Raw genomic sequence first — 17,576 nt, 5'->3', positions numbered from 1 at the left:
CGGCCGCGGTGGACGCCGAGCAGGCCGCGAGCGCGCGGGCGGCGCTGACCGCGCTGCGCGCCGAGGTGGCCAAGACCGTCGTCGGCCAGGACTCGGTGGTGACCGGCCTGGTCATCGCGCTGCTCTGCCGGGGCCACGTGCTGCTGGAGGGTGTGCCCGGCACGGCCAAGACGCTGATGATCCGGACGCTGTCGCACGCGCTCGACCTGGACTTCAAGCGGGTGCAGTTCACGCCCGACCTGATGCCCGGCGACGTCACCGGCTCGCTGATCTACGACAACCGGACCGCGGAGTTCGAGTTCCGTGAGGGCCCGGTGTTCACCAACCTGCTGCTGGCCGACGAGATCAACCGGACGCCGCCCAAGACGCAGGCCTCGCTGCTGGAGGCGATGGAGGAACGGCAGGTGTCGGTCGAGGGCACCGGCCGTCCGCTGCCCGACCCGTTCGTCGTCTGCGCCACGCAGAACCCGATCGAGTACGAGGGCACCTACCCGCTGCCCGAGGCCCAGCTCGACCGGTTCCTGCTGAAGCTGACCGTCCCGGTGCCGGCCCGGGACGACGAGATCGCGATGTTGCAGCGGCACGCTGCCGGATTCGACCCGCGCGACCTGTCGGAGGTCACCGCGGTCGCGGGCGCCGCCGAGCTGGCCGCCGGACGGGCCGCCGTGCGCGGCGTCCACCTCGACCCCAAGGTCGCCGCCTACGTCGTCGACATCTGCCGGGCCACCCGCCAGTCCCCGTCGCTCCAGCTGGGCGTCTCGCCGCGTGGTGCGACCGCGCTGCTGGCCACGTCGCGCGCGTGGGCATGGCTGTCCGGCCGTGACTACGTGACGCCAGACGACGTGAAGGCGCTGGCCCGCCCGACGCTCCGCCACCGGACGCAGCTGCGCCCCGAGGCCGAGCTGGAGGGCGCGACCGCGGACGGCGTGCTGGAGGGCATCCTCGCCCACGTCCCCGCCCCACGCTGATGGCGCTGACCGGGCGCCTGGGACTGCTCGCGCTGCTCGGCGCGGCCGTCCCGATCTTCCTGCCGAGCTGGTGGACGCTGCTCGCGATCTGGGGCGTCCTGCTGCTCGGCGTGCTGCTCGACTTGGCGCTGGCAGGGAACGTGCGCGCGCTGCGCTTCCACCGGACCGGCGACACGAACGTACGGCTCGGCCAGACCGCGCATGTGGCCCTCATCGTGGAGAACCTCGGCGGCCGCAGGGTGAAGGCCAGGCTGCGCGACGTCTGGCCGCCGAGCGCCAACGCGACCCCGGACGGCTCCGGCGACGGGCGCACGGTCGTCATCAACGTGCCGCCGGGAGAACGCCGCCGCATCGACATGACGCTCGTGCCGTCGCGGCGCGGCGACCGCAAAGCGGTGACCGTCACGGTCCGTTCGGTCGGCCCGCTCGGCCTTGCCGCCCGGCAGCTGTCGCGCGCCGCGCCCTGGACGCTGCGGGTGTTGCCGGCGTTCCCGTCCCGCCGCCATCTGCCCGCCAAGCTGGCCAGGCTGCGCGAGCTGACCGGGCAGCACGTGGCGCTCATCCGTGGCCAGGGCACCGAGTTCGACTCGCTGCGAGAGTACGTGGACGGCGACGACGTGCGTTCGATCGACTGGCGGGCCACCGCGCGCCGGGCCGACGTGGTCGTCCGGACATGGCGGCCCGAGCGCGACCGCCGGATCTACCTCGTCCTCGACACGGGCCGCACGTCCGCCGGGCGCGTGGGCGACATCCCGCGCCTGGACTGTTCGATGGACGCGGCGCTGCTGCTCGGCGCCCTGGCGTCCCGGGCCGGTGACCGGGTCGACCTGCTCGCGTACGACCGCCGCGTGCGGGCCCGGGTCGAGGGCGCCTCGCGCACCGACCTGCTGCCCGCCATGGTGCAGGCCCTGGCGCCGATCGAGCCCGAACTGATCGAGTGCGACGCCGCCGGGATGGTCTCCACGCTCATGTCGCGCGTCCGGCAGCGCTGCCTGGTGGTGCTGCTGACCGAGCTCAACACGGCCGCGATCGAGGAGGGCCTGCTCCCCGTCCTGCCGCAGCTCACCGCACGGCATCTGCTGATGATCGCCTCGGTGTCCGACCCGCGCGTCAACGAGATGGCCGCCGCGCGGGGGGATCTGGCCGCCGTGTACGACGCGGCCGCAGCCGAACAGGCCCGCGCCGACCGCCGCCGTCTCACCGCCGAGCTGCGCAAGTACGGAGTCGAGGTCGTCGACGCCCCGCCAGACGAACTGGCCCCCGCCCTAGCCGACGCCTACCTGGCCCTAAAAGCCGGCGGCCGCCTCTAACGGAGCAGCGCCGCAAGGGACCGCTGCCTATGGCGCGAGCGGTCGGTGAAACGTCGGTCTGTGGCAGGTCAGCCCACGGTGAGGACCGTGGCAGGTCAGCCCGCGGTGGGGACGACGTCGGGACGTTCGGGGCTCTCGCCGGTCTCGCCCTCGCGGACGGCACGGCGGCCCAGCACGATGACGTACGCGAGGAACGTGACCTCGGCGACCACGCCGATGCCGATGCGCAGCCAGGTGGTGTGGACCCAGCCGGTCACAAAGCCCTCGATCAGACCGGAGACCAGCAAGACGACGATCAGGCCGAGGGCGATGCTCATCATCGCGCGGCCCTCCTCGGCGAGCGCCTGCGCGCGGGGACGGCGGCCCGGGTCGACGATGGTCCAGCCGATCTTCAGTCCGGCGGCGCAGGCCAGGTAGACCGCGGTCAGCTCCAGCAGGCCGTGCGGAAGGATCAGCCCGAAGAACACGTCTCCCTTGCCGTTGGCGATCATCAGCCCGGCCATCACGCCGAGATTGAGCTGGTTCATGACCAGCACGATGATCGTCGGGATGCCCAGCAGGATGCCGAAGATCAGGGCGACCGCGGAGACCCAGGCGTTGTTGATCCAGACCTTGAAGGCGAACGACGCCGCCGAATGCTCGGTGTAGTAGTTGGCGAAGTCCTTGTCGACGATGTCGCGGATCTGGCTCGGCGTCGCGATCGAGGCCTGGACCTCCGGGTTCTTGACGATCCAGACCGCCAGGGCGAAGGCGAGCAGATTGCCGAGCAGCGCATTGCCGATCCACCACCAGCGGAGCCGGTAGGCGGCGGCCGGGAACGACGCGCTGAAGAACCTGGAGAAATCCCGCCACATCGGCGCCTGCGCACCCGCGACGGCCGCGCGGCCACGCGCCACCAGGGACGTCAGGCGCCCGACGAGCAGCGGGTCGGGCGAGCCGGACCGGACCACCGAGAGGTGGGTCGCGGTGCGCTGATAGAGCTCGACCAGCTCGTCGACTTCGGCACCGGTCAGCTTGCGGCTGTTGTTGATCAACCGCTCCAGACGCTGCCATTCGTCGTTATGGGCGGCCACATAGGCATCGACGTCCACCTGGGGAGAGTAACGTGTCCGATCACCGACCGGGCAAAATGGACCTCCCCGGCGCCCGACGCAGGAGTAGTACATGGCCGAACTCGTCACCGGTGAGGCCGTCGCGGTCGAGATCAAGGTCGCGCGGCTGGCCAGCCGCGCCTGCGCGCTCCTGATAGACCTGATGATCCAGCTTGTGATCCTCAACTTCGCGCTGATCCCGGCCCGCATGACCGAGTTGGTCGCCGACGACGCTTGGTCTGCCGGGCTCGTCATCCTGACGACCGTCCTGGTGCAGGTGGGCTATCCCAGCATCTTCGAGACCATGACCCGGGGCCGTACGCTCGGCAAGCTCGCGCTGGGGCTGCGGGTGGTCTCCGACGACGGCGGGCCGATCCGGTTCCGGCAGGCGCTGGTCCGCGCGCTGGCGGGGTACGTGGAGTTCTGGGCCTTCGCGGGCGCGCCCGCGTTGATCGCGTCGCTGTTCAGTAAGCACGGCAAGCGCCTGGGCGACCTCTTCGCGGGAACGGTGGTCATCCAGGAACGGGCGTCCGGCACGTCGATCTACGGCCCGATCGCGGTGATGCCGCCGCAGCTGGCCGGCTGGGCGCAGACGCTGGAGCTCTCGCAGCTGTCGGACGAACTGGCGATGACCGCGCGGCAGTACCTCGCTCGCTTCTGGGATCTGCTGCCCGAGGTACGAGACGCGCTGGGCCAGCGGATCACCGACCAGGTCACCGCCGTGGTCAGCCCACCCCCGCCGCCCGGCGTACGCCCCGAGATCCTCTTGTCTGCCATCCTGGCCGAGCGGCGCCGCCGTGACGAATGGCGGCTCGCACAGCGCAAGGCACGCCGGATGCGGATCGCGGGACAGCAGCTGACCGCCTGGCCGGGTCCGGCCAGCCCCGCCCCGGCGCCCGCGATGGCCATGGCGGGCGCGGCGCCTGCTCCCGGCCCGCGTCAAGGCCCTCCGGCTCCGCCGCCGTTCAGCGGCCCGGTGCCAGGCCGTCCCACGTTCGTGCCGCCCGCGAACTACGGCGCCGGTCCGTACCAAGGAGTCCTGAACCAGCCGCCGCCGCCCGGGCAAGGCCCAGGCCCATACCAGCCGCCATACCAGCCGCCGCAACACGGCCCACAGCCTCAGCCGCCGCCGTACCCCTATCAGTACGGAAGCCAGCCGCCGCCCCACCAACCTCCCTACCCGCCCCAAGGACCTCCCCAGGGCCCGCCGCAGGGCCCCTGGCAGGGCCCACCTCTCGGACCGCCCCAAGGATTGCCTCCTGGGCCACCGCTGGGGCCTCCCCCAGGGCCACCGCAAAGCCCGCTGCACGGCCCACCTGGGCCACCGCAGGGCGCTCCCCTCGGACCGCCCCACGGGCCACATCAGGGGCCAGCCCAAGGGCCGCCGCAAGCCCCGTCTGCTGGACCACCCCAGGATTCGCCCCCACCGCAGGATTCGCCCCCACGGCAGGCGTCGCCTTCACCGCAAGATTCGTCTCCACCGCAGGATTCACCTCCGGCGGCGCCGTAAAGCCCGAGGCGCGGAGGCAGTCAACCGCGGGATACGGCACGCCGACCGTTCCCACCGGATGGTGGCTCCGGTGGGAATCGGCCGGCGGGGGTTCCTGATTCGCTAGGGCGTGCCGCAGTACTGCTGCTGCTTGCCGATGGCCCGGTAGGGGCAGTCTGCGTACTCGGTCAGAGCGAGCAGGGCGTCCCGGTTACGGGAGGTCTCCCGCTCGATGATGGATGGTGACGGGTAGAAGTTGCTGCCGTACATCTCGAACGTGTAGGAGAAGATGCGCTGGTTGCCCCAGAACCAGTCATCTGTCGTGCCGTCGGTGATGTAGAGGTCGCTGGCCTGCTGTGGCGTGTAGCCGTTGGAGTTCGCCATCTGGCGCCCGATGGTGCGGTGGGTCGCCTCCTCGTCCGCCGACAGGGCGCCGGGCACGGTGTTGTTGTAGGTGTAGCCGAACGGCCAGAGCACCAGTTCGCCGTACGAGTGGATGTCCAGGAAGATCTTCAGTTGCTGGACGCCGCCCACGACGCGGCTGCGGGCGAAGTTGGCGAGGACCTTCGTCTCCGGCTCGGACTCCGCAGACGGGCCGCGGTAGGTCTCGCTGGCGCCGTTGCCCGACGAGCCGCCGCAGCAGCCCCACCGGTAGGCGAAGTTCCGGTTGAGGTCGGTGCCGGTCGAGGTCGAGTTGGGCCTGCGGTTCTTGCGCCACATGCGGCCCGCCGACGTGTCGCTGGTCATGTCGTAGACCTGGCCGTCGGGGTTCGAGATCGGGATGATCCAGATCTCCCGGCTGTTGACGATGCTCGTGATGCGGCTGGTCGCGTTGTACTCCTTGGTGAGGATGCCGATCAGGTAGAGCGCCTGCTCGTTGGTGATCCGCTCCCGCGCGTGGATGTTGGCGATGTAGAGCACCTCGGGCTCGGCCTCGTCGGCGGCGACGTTGTCACTGATCTTGACGCCGACGATGTCCCTGCCCTGGTACGACTTGCCCGCGACGAACTTGCGCGCGATCTGCGGGTAGTTGGCGACGACCTGGTCGATCTCGGCCAGCGTCTCGGCATAGGTGTGGTACGAGGTGGCGGCGCGCGGTTGCGGGCCGGGGGCGGGGAGCAAGCTGACCTTGAGCCCGAGCCGCTTGATGGCGCTGACCTCGGACGGGATGGCGCTGACCTCGACCGAGCCGTCGGCGCGCACGTTGTCGATCGCGGCGCCCGTACGGGCCAGCTGGGACCGCTGCTGGGCCGTTGCCGCGCCGGTCACCAGGTACTGCTTGGACGGCGAGTCGGGAGCGGGCGCGGCCGCCCCGGCGCCGGACTGCCCGGCCAGGACCATGAGGAAGGCCGCGAGGACCGCGGCGACGGAAGCGAGTCTTCGGGGGATCACCATGTGACGGGACACCTGCCATTCGCATGTGCGGGGGTTTCCACAGGGGGTCCACGAGCGCTCGCGGTGCCGTCACGATGACCGCTGCGGCGTCCTTTGACAATGGCGGCAGCGATCAGCCGATAGAAGGAGCCATTACCTGTCAATGCAGGTCATCGGCTGTTTGAATGGCCCGTGTTCAGTCCCAATCAAAATCGGACTGAAATTTCAACGGTGTCCATTGAAAATGTGTGATCAGCTGAGATTGGGCGGCGATCCGAGCTCGGTCAGCTCGATTCCGGGGGCGGCCAGGACCACGTCTCCGGCCAGGTGCACCATGGCCACCTCGCCGGTCGCCAGATCGGTGACCTCATATCGTTCCACCGGCAGCGGGGCGGTCTCGGTCTCGTGCGTCTCGATCTCCGCCAGCCGCCAGCGCCAGGTTTCGGTCAGCGCGGACAGCGCCGGGCCGCTCAGCCGAACGAGGCGCACGTCGGCCTGCTCGCCCTTCCGGAGCCGCAACGTCCGGCCCACCGCCACGAGAAAGCCCGGCGAATCCCCTATGAACGCCGCGGCGCGTTCACCATGCTCGGTCGCGGTCTCCGCACCCGAAGCCGCCCGTACCCACGCGAGCTCGTGACCGGTCACGCCACCCCGGATCCACCAGTCGGGAGCGACCAGCTCCATCCGGATCTGCCGCCACCGCCCGTCCACGACGAGGTCGAGCCGGACGCCGTCGGAGCGCTCCCCCACGTACCGCCACCCACCCGCACCCGGCGCGCACTGGAAACGTTCCTCAAGGTCTTCGTCGAGGTGAAGGTAGGTTCCGCGCGGCACGCGAAGGACGTTACCGCAGGGCCGCCACCCGAACGATCAGGAGCCCAGACGCCAGGAGTGGAGGTAGTCCTCCTGCTCCGGGGTGAGGGTGTCGATGCCGATCGACATGGAGGCCAGCTTGAGCCGGGCGACCTCGGTGTCGATCTCCTTGGGTACGTCGTGGAGGGCGGGCGCGAGGCCGGCGTGTGCCTTGGCCAGCCAGGCGCAGGTGAGAGCCTGGTCGGCGAACGACATGTCCATGACGGCCGCCGGGTGGCCCTCGGCGGCGGCGAGGTTGACCAGGCGCCCCTCGGCCAGCAGCACCAGGCGGCGCCCGTCGGCGAGAACGTACTCGTCCGCCTGGGGCCGGACGCCGCGGTGGACCTCGACCGCCAGGTCTCCCAGGGCGCGTACGTCGATCTCGACGTCGAAGTGCCCGGAGTTGGCGAGGATCGCGCCGTCCTTCATCACTGCCAGATGCTCGGCGGCGATCACCTCGCGGTTGCCGGTGACGGTGATGAAGACGTCGCCGTGCTCGGCGGCCTGGGCCATCGGCAGGACGGTGAAGCCCTGCAGCGCGGCGTCCAGCGCCTTCACGGGGTCGATCTCGGTGATGACGACGCGGGCGCCGAGGCCACGGGCACGTTCGGCCAGGCCCCGCCCGCAGTAGCCGAACCCCGCGATAACGATCGTCTTGCCTGCGAGCAAGGTATTGGTGGCACGGATGATGCCGTCGAGCGTGGACTGGCCGGTGCCGTAGCGGTTGTCGAACATGTGCTTGGTGTCGGTGTCGTTCACCGCCACCATCGGGAACCGCAGCGCGCCCTCACGCGCCATCTGGTGGAGCCGGATGACCCCGGTGGTCGTCTCCTCGCAGCCGCCCTTGACCGTGGCGAGCAGGTCGGTGCGTTCGATGTGCAGGGTGTTGACGAGATCGCAGCCGTCGTCGAGCACCAGATCCGGGCCTGTCTCCAGCGCCTGGTGGATATGCCGGTAATAGCCCTCGCGATCGATGCCCGAGCGGGCGAAGACCTCGGCACCGTACTCCAGGACGAGCGCGGCGGCGGTGTCGTCCTGCGTGGACAGCGGGTTGGAGGCGGCCAGCGCGACGCTGGCGCCGCCTGCCTGGAGGGTACGGATGAGGTTCGCGGTCTCGGTCGTCACGTGCATGCACGCCGCGATCTTGAAACCGTCCAGCGGCCGTTCGGCGGCGAACCGGTCCCGGATCTGCCGCAGCACCGGCATGGTCCGGTCGGCCCACTCGATCCGCTTGACGCCCTGGTACGCCAGCGAAGCGTCCGCAATGTCACTCATCTGCATTCCTCCCCCGGGTGAACGACAGCCGCCGCACGACCGCAACGGCCGTACGGCGGCTGATCGTCGTTCAGAAGATCTACCGGAACCTGATCAATACCGGTAGTGGTCGGGCTTGAAGGGGCCCTCGACGTCGACGCCGATGTACTCGGCCTGCTCCTTGGTGAGCTTGGTCAGCTTCACGCCGAGCGCGTCCAGGTGCAGGCGCGCGACCTTCTCGTCCAGGTGCTTGGGCAGGACGTAGACGCCGAGCGGGTACTCCTCGGCCTTGGTGAACAGCTCGATCTGCGCGATCACCTGGTTGGTGAACGAGTTGGACATGACGAACGAGGGGTGGCCGGTGGCGCAGCCCAGGTTCATCAGGCGGCCCTCGGCGAGCACCAGGATGGTGTGGCCGTCCGGGAAGCGCCACTCGTGCACCTGCGGCTTGATCTCGGTCTTGACGATGCCCGGGATCCGGGCGAGGCCGGCCATGTCGATCTCGTTGTCGAAGTGCCCGATGTTGGACACGATCGCCTGGTGCTTCATCCGGGCCATGTGGTCGGCCGTGATGATGTTGAAGTTGCCGGTCGTGGTCACGAAGATGTCGACGGTGCCGACCACGTCGTCCAGCGTGGCGACCTGGAAGCCGTCCATCGCGGCCTGCAGGGCGCAGATCGGGTCGACCTCGGTGACGATCACGCGGGCGCCCTGGCCCTTGAGCGCCTCGGCGCAGCCCTTGCCCACGTCGCCGTAGCCGGCCACGAGCGCGACCTTGCCGCCGATCAGCACGTCGGTGGCGCGGTTGAGACCGTCGATCACCGAGTGGCGGCAGCCGTACTTGTTGTCGAACTTGGACTTGGTCACCGAGTCGTTGACGTTGATCGCCGGGAACGCCAGCGTGCCGGCATTGTGCATCTCGTACAGCCGGTGCACACCGGTCGTGGTCTCCTCGGTCACGCCCTTGATCGCGGCGGCCGCCTCGGTCCAGCGCCCGGGACGCTCACCGATCGTGCGGCGCAGCGTCTCGAGGACGATCCCCCACTCCTCGGGGTCGCCCTCACCCGCGGACGGGACGGCGCCCGCCTTCTCGTACTCGGCGCCCTTGTGGACCAGCATCGTGGCGTCGCCGCCATCGTCGAGGATCATGTTCGGCGGGGTGCCGTCGGGCCAGGACAGCGCCTGGTCGGTGCACCACCAGTACTCCTCCAGCGTCTCACCCTTCCAGGCGAACACCGGCACGCCCTTCGGGTCCTCGACGGTGCCCTCAGAACCCACGACGACCGCTGCCGCGGCGTGGTCCTGGGTGGAGAAGATGTTGCACGACACCCAGCGGACGTCGGCGCCCAGCTCCACCAGCGTCTCGATCAGCACGGCGGTCTGGATCGTCATGTGCAGCGAGCCCATGATCTTGGCCCCGCGCAGCGGCTTGGCCTCGGCGTACTCCTTGCGTACGGCCATCAGACCGGGCATCTCGTGCTCGGCGAGCCGGATCTCCCGGCGCCCGAAGTCGGCCAGCGACAGATCGGCGACCTTGTAGTCCATGCTTACGTTGCTCCTTGCGTCCACGTGGAGGATCGGCGCCCACCGCGCCCATGACTGTGGGTCCGCCCGCGAGTCTAGGCGCGGCCAGGTGGCTGAGGCACGCTCCGGGGCGACTTTCTGACACTAATTTGTCAGAATCATCCCCATGCGCATCACGGAGGCCGCCCGGCGGCTCGGCACCTCACCCCGCATGCTCCGCTACCGCGAGGCCCTCGGACTGTTGCCGCCCACCCGCGAGCAGAGCGGCCACCGCCGCTTCGGCGACACCGAACTCCGCGCGGTCGCCCTCGCCCTGGCTCTGGAGAAACGCTATGACATAGGCCCGGCGGAGCTGGCCTTCGGCCTCCGCGTACTCGCCGAGCCCGAGGTCCAGGCCCGCGTCCGAGAGCTGGGCGAACGGATCGGCCGCCTCTCAGCCCCGCCCACCCGAGCCCTCGACTTCGAGAAGGAAAAGGCCCTCCGCCTCCTCCGCCGTCGCTAACCGAGCCGACCGCCCGCCGTCGGCAAACCGGTCCCTCGCTCCGCGAGGTCTTGGCGTGTCAGGTGCTCTTGGCTCCCGGGACCACCAGGCCTGACTCGTACGCGAGCATGACGGCTTGAGCCCGGTCACGCAGGCCGAGCTTGGTGAAGACGCGGGCCACGTGTGTCTTGACGGTGTGCTCGCTGACCACCAGGCGAGCGGCGATCTCGCCGTTCGACAGGCCACCGGCGATCAGCACGAGCACCTCGGTCTCGCGGGCCGTCAGCGTGGCCAGCTCCGCGGGGGCCTGAGGGCGGTTGCGGCGCTGCGTCGTGAACTCGCGGATCAGGCGTCCGGTGACCTGGGGCGCCAGAAGGGAGTCGCCGCGCGCCACGACGCGTACGGCTGAGACCAGTTCGTCGGCGGTGGCGTCCTTGAGGAGGAATCCGCTGGCGCCGACCGAAAGGGCCTCGTAGACGTACTCGTCCACGTCGAACGTGGTCAGCACCAGCACCCGGACGCCGTCGGCGCCCGGTCGGCCCAGGATGCGCTTGGTGGCCTCGATGCCGTCCATGCCGGGCATCCGGATGTCCATGACGACGACGTCCGGCCGGTTGCTCTCGGCCATCTGGACTGCCTCGCGGCCGTCCCCGGCCTCGCCGATGACGGAGATGTCGGGCTGTGCGTCCAGAAGTGCGGCAAAGCCCGCACGCACGATCGTCTGGTCATCGACGATCATCACCTTGATCATCGTGTCGGCTCCACGCGGAGCTCAGCGATGACCGGGTGCCTCTGAACCGGGATCACGGGTCGGGTTCCCTTCCCTCGACAGCGGGAGCTCGGCCTCCACGAGGAACCCGCCCGCTACGGCCGGTCCTGCGGAGAAACGTCCGCCGAGCATGGTCGCACGTTCCCGCATTCCGACCAGACCGTGTCCGCCGGCGGAGTCCGCGGGAGGCGCGGCTTGGAGACGAGTCTGCCCGGTATGACGCGGCGCCACGCCGCCGGGTTCCTCATCGTCTCTACGGGTGGCGGAGGGGTCACGGTTCAGAATCATGGTCGGGGCCGAGCCGCCGTCATCCCGTACCCGGACGGCCAGCCGATCCGGCAGGTAGGTCAGGTCCACGTGCACCTCGGCACCGGGCGCGTGCCGCCGCGCGTTGGTGAGGGCCTCCTGAACGATGCGGTACGCCGACAGCTCGACCGTCGTGGACAGTGTGCGAGGGTCGCCGTGGACCTCCAGATCCACCTGGCCGCCCGCGCCGCGGTGCTGGTCGATCAGGTCCGGCAGCCGGTCCAGCCGGGGCTGCGGCGCCGTCTGCGACTCCGGCTCCGGCTTGGCGTCGGCGCGCAGCACGCTGAGCAGCCGCCGCATCTCGACCAGGGCGTCCCGCGCGGTCTTGGCGATCTCGGTGTAGCCCGCGCGGGCCTCCGGGGACAGGTTCTCCATGGTGTACGGGGCGGTCTCGGCCTGTACGGCGATCATCGACACCGAGTGGGCGACCACGTCGTGCAGCTCACGGGCGATTCGGGCACGTTCGCGCATGACCGCCTGTTCCCGCTGGACGGCGGTGAGGCGCGTGAGGGTCTCGTTGTTGCGCTCTTCGGCTTCGGCCTCCGTACGCCCCGCGCTCTCCACCGCGCGGCGCGCGTCACCGAGCCCGATCGCGGCCAGCACCGCGACCACGGGCGCAGGCCAGGGGATCTCGTCCAGCGTCTTGGTGGCGAAGTAGACCACCGCGACGGTGACCAGGCTGCCCACCGCGAGCGCCCCTGCGGACTGGCGTGGCAGCTGCCGTCCCAGCGCGTACAGCGTGTAGAGGGCCGCGAACGTGGTGGTGATCAGCAGGCCCTGCCCGGTCAGCAGGCTCGCCGCGAACGCGCCGAGCGCCACCGCCGCCACCGGCCGCAGGTACTCCTGCCGCCACACCAGCGGCAACGTGGCGGCCACCGCGAACCCACCGGCCACGCTCAGCGGCGATTCCCTACGCGGCGCGAGCTCGGCGAGGGCGGCGATCGTCAACGCCAGCCCGGTGAGCGGCGCGAAGTACCAGGACGCCATGAACTCCGCCCAGGCGTTGATCCATCGAGGCAGCGGGGCGGTACGCGTCGGGGAGCCCGGCAGGACGGCGGTCCCGTCGGGCGACATGGCAGGAGCTCCGTGCTGGCGCCGGCCCGATCCGTACAACTTCGCGCCGAGCCTCTTCCCGAGCGGGCTCAGCAGCCGGCCGAGACCCGTGATGATCCACAGCAGTAGCTGCCCGAGGCCGGCGACGACCCGTCCGGACAGCCGCCAGGCATGATGGGCGAGCGCCGGGCCGAACTCGGTGGCCATCGGTGCGGACGGCTCCCCGCGTGCGGCCGCATCAGCGGGTGGCGGTGGATGCCCGCGCGTACGGTGCGGGGCGCTGCTGGGATGGTTGTTGCCGGTCACTCATCAATACTGTCCCTTTTACCCCGATGCTCACCTCACCGTGCGGTGTTATGCGTGCGCCGGATGTCCCCCTAGAGGACGACTCCGTTTCCCTCCTTTTGGGGGACGTAAGGGGGATGGACGCGAACGTAATGTCTTAACCGTGACCTACGCGGCAGCCCCTCCGACATAGGGGGTTCGGCGGAGCTGCCGTGGTCACGCCAGAACCGTCCGGCTTCAGGGGTCCGGACGGGGAGCATGGGAAGGCGCCCTCGCTGGTCGTCCGTGGGCGTGTCTCTCCGAGACACGGCCGGTCTTGCCTGGGCTGGGGTCGATCGGCGCAAAACGGCCGGCCGGCGAGGGAAACGCCTCCCAACACGCCTCCAACATCTGCGTGCCGCTTGCAACTTCCGGCGGCTGCCCCTTTCTACAAGCGGGATCCGTTTACGCATCCACGCTCGGACAACCTTCGCCGCGGCACGCGATCACCCGGACCAACGACCCCAAGGGCCCGTTGATCCAAGCGATCAAGAGGAGGGGGCCGGGGTCTCTGGGGTGACGGGGGCGTTCTTGAGGTCGACCTCGTCGAGGGCGGGCTCAAGGTAGATCAGGCGGGCCTCGGGGAACTGGGCCCGGATCTTGGCCTCGGCCGCGTCGATGCCGCGGGAGACCTCGGCGGCCGTGTCGTCGTGGTGTACGGCGATCTTGGCGGCGATCAGCATCTCCTCCGGGCCGACGTACTGCGTCCGGATGTGGATGACGTGATCGACCTCGTCCACCGATTCGAGCGCGGCGATGATCTGCTCCTCGGCCTCGGGCCCGGCGCCCTCACCGATCAGCAGGCTCTTGGTCTCGATGGCCAGGATGATCGCGATGACCGCCAGCAGGACGCCGATCGCGAGCGTGCCGACGCCGTCCCAGACAAGGTTGCCGGTGACGACGGCCATGGTGACGCCGCCGAGGGCGAGGATCAGGCCGACCAGCGCGCCCAGGTCCTCCAGCAGGACGACGGGGAGCTCCGGCGCCTTGGAACGGCGGATGAACTGCCACCACGACTTGTCGCCGCGTACGCGGTTGGACTCCTGGATCGCGGTACGGAACGAGAACGTCTCCAGGATGATCGCAATGATCAGCACCCCGAAGGCCCAGCCCGCCGCGCTCATCTTCTCGTCGGGGTGATCGAGGGCATGGGTGATCTTGTGATAGCCCTCGTACAGCGAGAAGACGGCACCGATTGTGAAGAGCACCACGGCGACGACGAAGGCGTAAAAGTAACGTTCCCGGCCATAGCCGAACGGGTGCTGCGGCGTGCGCTCACGTTCCGAACGCTTGCGGCCCAGGAGCAACAGGCCCTGGTTGCCGGAGTCGGCGACCGAGTGGATGCCCTCCGCCAGCATCGACGACGAACCAGTGAAGGCGAACGCCACGAACTTGGCGGTCGCGATCCCCAGGTTGGCGGCCAGCGCGGCGACGATCGCCTTGGTTCCGCCTTCTGCACTCATCTACGCAATCCTCGCCTTGAGCTCTTGGATGGCCGACACGGGCGTGGGGTCCACGCCCAGCGCGATGGCCAAGTAAACCGTCACGTAGTCCCCGAGCGCGATCAGCGTAGCGATCCTTTCCAGCGGATGCTCCCCCTCGGCTGCGATCTCGGTCACCGCGACGCCCCGCGCGCGGGCCAGTTCGACCGAGACCTCGCGGCGCTTGAGCACCTGCGGGTGCTCGTCGAGATCGCGCAGCACGACCAGATGGAGCCCGTGGTCGGCGTCCTCGGTCCGGTCCCGGAAGAAGTCGTCCGGGTCGTCGGAGCCACCGCCGGAACGTGCGAAGAATCCGTCGAACGCCACGACCTGGTTGTGGTCCACCTCTGGCAGATCGCCGTAGACACCGGGGTACTTGGCGTTCTCGTTGAGCTGGCAGCAGAAGCGGTACGCGGCGGTGCCGGCGAGCGGTGACGTGCCCCAGACCATCGGGACGTCGCCGGCCAGCTCCAGCGCGATGCGCTTGGCCGGGTTGACGAACGCCTCGCTCGCGGGACGGCAGCGATGGGAGACGTCCTCCAGGAGCGTGGCCGTGGCTTCCAGGGTGTCGTCCTGAACGTCGGCCAGCCCGAGCGTGCGGGCCGCCAGCAGCAGCGGCACGGTCAGCCCCCACAGCGTCGCGCGGGGCTGGCCCGCTGAGCGCACGGGCACGAACAGCGCGCGGGTCTGGGCGGCCATCGCGGCGAGCGGGGAGTCGGCGCCGCCCACGAAGAGCAGCCGGGCGCCCCGGCGGGCGGCCTCGGTGGCGACGGCGAGCGTCTCCTCCGTACCGCCCGAGCACGACACCGCGATCACGAGGTCTGCGGCACCGACCCAGCCGGGCAGCTGGTAGCCGCGCACGGTCACGATGGGGACCGGGCAGCCCAGGCCGCAGACCGCGGCCAGGACGTCGCCCGAGATGCCCGACCCGCCCATGCCGGCGACCACGATCGCCCGCGGGCGGCCGTCCTCGGCCAGGCGGTCGATGCCCGCTTCAACGGCCGCGCGCCCGGCCTCGCGGATCTGCGCCGCCGACGACGCGACCTGGCGAAGCATCCCACCCGGATCGGCCGCCTCGATCGCCGCAGGATCGTCCAGCGCGGCCGGGTCGACTGTTTGCCTGTTCACGAGGCCGGGGTGCGGGCCTCGTCGACGAGGAGCACCGGGATGTCGTCGCGTACGGGGTAGGCGTAGCCGCAGGAGCCGGTGCAGACGAGCTCAGCCGCCTGCTCATCGGCTCGCAGCCTGCCGCCGCAGTTGGGGCAGGCCAGGATCTCCAGCAGCCAGGAGTCGAGCTTCACGGTCACTTTCCCCTCACGATCGCCAGGACTTCGTCGCGGACGGCCGCCATGGTCTGCTCGTCGGAGGCCTCGGCGTTGAGGCGGAGCAGCGGCTCGGTGTTGGAGGGGCGCAGGTTGAACCACCAGTCGTCGGTGCCGACGGTCAGCCCGTCGAGCTCGTCGATCGTCACTCCTGGCCGCTCGGCGAACGCCGCGCGGACCTGGTCGGCGGCGGCGGCCTGGTCGGCCACCTCGCTGTTGATCTCCCCGGAGGCCGCGTACCGGTCGTAGGAGGTCAGCAGCTCCGAGAGCGGTCCGGTCTGCTCGCCGAGCGCGGCCAGCACATGCATCGCGGCCAGCATCCCGGAGTCGGCGAACCAGAAGTCGCGGAAGTAGAAGTGGGCCGAGTGCTCACCACCGAACACCGCGCCGGTCTCGGCCATCGTCTGCTTGATGAACGAGTGGCCGACCCGCGTGCGCACCGGGGTGCCGCCGTTCTCGCTGACGACCTCCGGTACGGACTTGGACGTGATCAGGTTGTGCACGATCTTGGAGCCGGGGTGCTTGGCCAGCTCGCGGGTGGCCACCAGAGCGGTGATCGCGGACGGGGAGACGATCTCGCCCCGCTCGTCCACCACGAAGCAGCGGTCGGCGTCGCCGTCGAAGGCCAGGCCGATGTCGGCGCCGGTCTCGCGGACCTTGGCCTGCAGGTCGCGCAGGTTTTCCGGCTCGATCGGGTTGGCCTCGTGGTTGGGGAACGTGCCGTCCAGCTCGAAGTAGAGCGGCACCAGATCGATCGGCAGGCCCTCGAACACCGACGGCACCGTGTGGCCGCCCATGCCGTTGCCCGCGTCCACGACGACCTTGAGCGGGCGGATGCCGACGAGGTCGACCAGCGTCTTGAGGTGGTCGGCGTAGCCCTTGAGCAGGTCCCGCTGGCTGACCGTGCCGGGCTCGCCGTCGTAGGCGGGCACGCCCTTCTCGACCAGTTCGCGGATCTCGATGAGGCCGGTGTCGCGGCCGATCGGCTTGGCGCCCGTGCGGCACAGCTTGAGGCCGTTGTACTTGGCCGGGTTGTGACTGGCGGTGAACATCGCGCCGGGCAGGTCGAGGCTGCCGCTGGCGTAGTAGAGCAGGTCGGTGGAGCCGAGGCCCGCCTCGACGACGTCCGCGCCCTGGCCGGTCGCGCCGCGCGCGAAGGCCTCGGCCAGCGGGCCGGAGGACTCCCGCATGTCGTGGGCCGTGACGACCGCGGTGGCACCGGTCACGCGCACGAACGCGGCGCCGATCGCCTCGGCGGTCTCGGCGTCGAGCTCCTCCGGCACGATGCCGCGGATGTCGTACGCCTTGAAGATCTTGGCGAGGTCGCCCACTCCTGCTCCCTATCCGAAAAGCTCTGCCGCGTTCGGCACTCCTCGTACGAGTTCCGAGCCTACCGGTGACCGCCGTCGCGCCCGGCCACGCCTGGGCGAACACGCGTGGTCACGGCCGACAACGGTCAGTGCCGTCGGCGCGGCCACAGGGGCGGGGCGATCAGTCTTGCGGGGTGGGGGTGCCTGCGGAGTCGGAGCGCAGTACGCGCAGGTGGCCGCGGCGGCCCACTTCGGTGCCTTGCCCGACGGGCTCCTGGCGGCCACCGGCTGCGGGCTTGGCGGCCTCTCGCACCGCGTCCGCGAGCGCCTCCAGGTCGTCGTCGCTGGGCTCGGTCTCGGCGCCGACGGGCAACCGGACGAGTTCCCATCCCATGGGGGCGGTGAGCCGTTCGGAGTGCTCCGCACACAGGTCATAGCAATGCGGCTCGGCGTACGTGGCGAGCGGCCCCAGTACCGCGGTCGAATCGCGGTAGACGTACGTGAGCGTGAAAACTGCGGGCGCCTTACAGGCGGTGCGGGAGCAGATGCGGACGGGGCTCACGATGGCCGACCGTACCCCCCTCCCGCCGCCTCCGCCACCACCCGCGTGCACGTGTCGCCGTTACCGGGCCGTTTCCGACGTAACAACTACATACCGTGCGGGGTTC

Annotated in this window: 16 protein-coding genes; 4 read left to right on the top strand and 12 right to left on the bottom strand. The window is 70.2% G+C overall.

Annotated features, from left to right (window positions below; genetic code table 11):
* The first annotated feature begins 8 nt into the window (after positions 1-8).
* Both ACH34W_RS20795 and ACH34W_RS20790 read left to right on the top strand, forming a co-directional pair.
* The gene (locus tag ACH34W_RS20795) at positions 9-968 is read left to right on the top strand and encodes an AAA family ATPase (RefSeq protein ID WP_395962722.1); all 960 of its coding nucleotides are present in this window, start codon (positions 9-11) and stop codon (positions 966-968) included.
* Positions 968-2,278 (top strand): DUF58 domain-containing protein, encoded by a 1,311-nt coding sequence (locus ACH34W_RS20790; protein ID WP_395962573.1) that lies wholly within the window; start codon positions 968-970, stop codon positions 2,276-2,278. Before ACH34W_RS20795 ends, ACH34W_RS20790 begins: the two co-directional genes overlap by 1 nt.
* Positions 2,279-2,373: 95 nt before the next feature.
* Here the strand turns inward: ACH34W_RS20790 and ACH34W_RS20785 are convergent, their stop codons facing one another.
* A complete protein-coding gene (locus ACH34W_RS20785; protein WP_395962572.1) occupies positions 2,374-3,369 on the bottom strand; it encodes a stage II sporulation protein M in 996 nt (331 codons plus the stop codon).
* A gap of 73 nt (positions 3,370-3,442) precedes the next feature.
* On the opposite strand from ACH34W_RS20785, the gene ACH34W_RS20780 reads away from it, so the two are divergent.
* Positions 3,443-4,879, top strand: coding sequence for an RDD family protein (locus ACH34W_RS20780; protein WP_395962571.1), 1,437 nt, complete (start codon positions 3,443-3,445; stop codon positions 4,877-4,879).
* A 102-nt stretch (positions 4,880-4,981) separates the two neighbouring features.
* Here ACH34W_RS20780 and ACH34W_RS20775 read toward each other — a convergent pair whose 3' ends face one another.
* The 4 genes from ACH34W_RS20775 to ahcY (ACH34W_RS20760) all read right to left on the bottom strand — a co-directional run bounded on the left by ACH34W_RS20775 (position 4,982) and on the right by ahcY (ACH34W_RS20760) (position 9,883).
* Complete coding sequence (locus ACH34W_RS20775; protein ID WP_395962570.1) at positions 4,982-6,253, bottom strand: M14 family metallopeptidase; 1,272 nt, start codon at positions 6,251-6,253, stop codon at positions 4,982-4,984.
* Positions 6,254-6,484: 231 nt separating this feature from the next.
* Complete coding sequence (locus ACH34W_RS20770) at positions 6,485-7,066, bottom strand: hypothetical protein (RefSeq protein ID WP_395962569.1); 582 nt, start codon at positions 7,064-7,066, stop codon at positions 6,485-6,487.
* Positions 7,067-7,102: 36 nt separating this feature from the next.
* The gene (ahcY, locus tag ACH34W_RS20765; protein WP_395962568.1) at positions 7,103-8,365 is read right to left on the bottom strand and encodes an adenosylhomocysteinase; all 1,263 of its coding nucleotides are present in this window, start codon (positions 8,363-8,365) and stop codon (positions 7,103-7,105) included.
* An 87-nt stretch (positions 8,366-8,452) separates the two neighbouring features.
* Positions 8,453-9,883, bottom strand: a complete 1,431-nt coding sequence (ahcY, locus tag ACH34W_RS20760; RefSeq protein ID WP_395962567.1) for an adenosylhomocysteinase — start codon at positions 9,881-9,883, stop codon at positions 8,453-8,455.
* 145 nt (positions 9,884-10,028) lie between these two features.
* On the opposite strand from ahcY (ACH34W_RS20760), the gene ACH34W_RS20755 reads away from it, so the two are divergent.
* Positions 10,029-10,364 carry a MerR family DNA-binding transcriptional regulator gene (locus ACH34W_RS20755; protein WP_151558330.1) on the top strand — a complete coding sequence of 112 codons (336 nt, stop codon included), beginning with the start codon at positions 10,029-10,031 and terminating at the stop codon, positions 10,362-10,364.
* A 58-nt stretch (positions 10,365-10,422) separates the two neighbouring features.
* On the opposite strand, the gene ACH34W_RS20750 is transcribed toward ACH34W_RS20755, so the two are convergent.
* The 7 genes from ACH34W_RS20750 to ACH34W_RS20720 form a co-directional block, all read right to left on the bottom strand.
* Positions 10,423-11,094, bottom strand: coding sequence for a response regulator (locus tag ACH34W_RS20750; RefSeq protein ID WP_395962566.1), 672 nt, complete (start codon positions 11,092-11,094; stop codon positions 10,423-10,425).
* Positions 11,095-11,115: 21 nt separating this feature from the next.
* Complete coding sequence (locus tag ACH34W_RS20745) at positions 11,116-12,777, bottom strand: sensor histidine kinase (RefSeq protein ID WP_395962565.1); 1,662 nt, start codon at positions 12,775-12,777, stop codon at positions 11,116-11,118.
* Positions 12,778-13,283: 506 nt separating this feature from the next.
* Positions 13,284-14,258, bottom strand: a complete 975-nt coding sequence (locus ACH34W_RS20740) for a cation diffusion facilitator family transporter (protein ID WP_395962564.1) — start codon at positions 14,256-14,258, stop codon at positions 13,284-13,286.
* Positions 14,259-15,404 carry a bifunctional phosphoglucose/phosphomannose isomerase gene (locus ACH34W_RS20735; RefSeq protein ID WP_395962563.1) on the bottom strand — a complete coding sequence of 382 codons (1,146 nt, stop codon included), beginning with the start codon at positions 15,402-15,404 and terminating at the stop codon, positions 14,259-14,261.
* On the bottom strand, positions 15,401-15,583 hold the full coding sequence (locus ACH34W_RS20730) for a Trm112 family protein (protein ID WP_395962562.1): 183 nt from the start codon (positions 15,581-15,583) through the stop codon (positions 15,401-15,403). The genes ACH34W_RS20735 and ACH34W_RS20730 overlap by 4 nt, the downstream gene beginning before the upstream one ends.
* Positions 15,580-16,929: a phosphomannomutase/phosphoglucomutase gene (locus tag ACH34W_RS20725; RefSeq protein ID WP_395962561.1), complete on the bottom strand. Its 1,350-nt coding sequence runs from the start codon at positions 16,927-16,929 to the stop codon at positions 15,580-15,582. Before ACH34W_RS20725 ends, ACH34W_RS20730 begins: the two co-directional genes overlap by 4 nt.
* A 160-nt stretch (positions 16,930-17,089) precedes the next feature.
* A complete protein-coding gene (locus tag ACH34W_RS20720) occupies positions 17,090-17,470 on the bottom strand; it encodes a DUF3499 domain-containing protein (protein ID WP_395962560.1) in 381 nt (126 codons plus the stop codon).
* Positions 17,471-17,576: the final 106 nt, after the last annotated feature.

Origin of the sequence: Actinomadura sp. 6N118 (assembly GCF_044326415.1) — a bacterium.
Classification (GTDB): domain Bacteria; phylum Actinomycetota; class Actinomycetes; order Streptosporangiales; family Streptosporangiaceae; genus Spirillospora.
The sequence above is the reverse complement of the archived record's forward strand: the minus strand, read 5'-3'. Positions and strand labels throughout refer to the sequence as shown.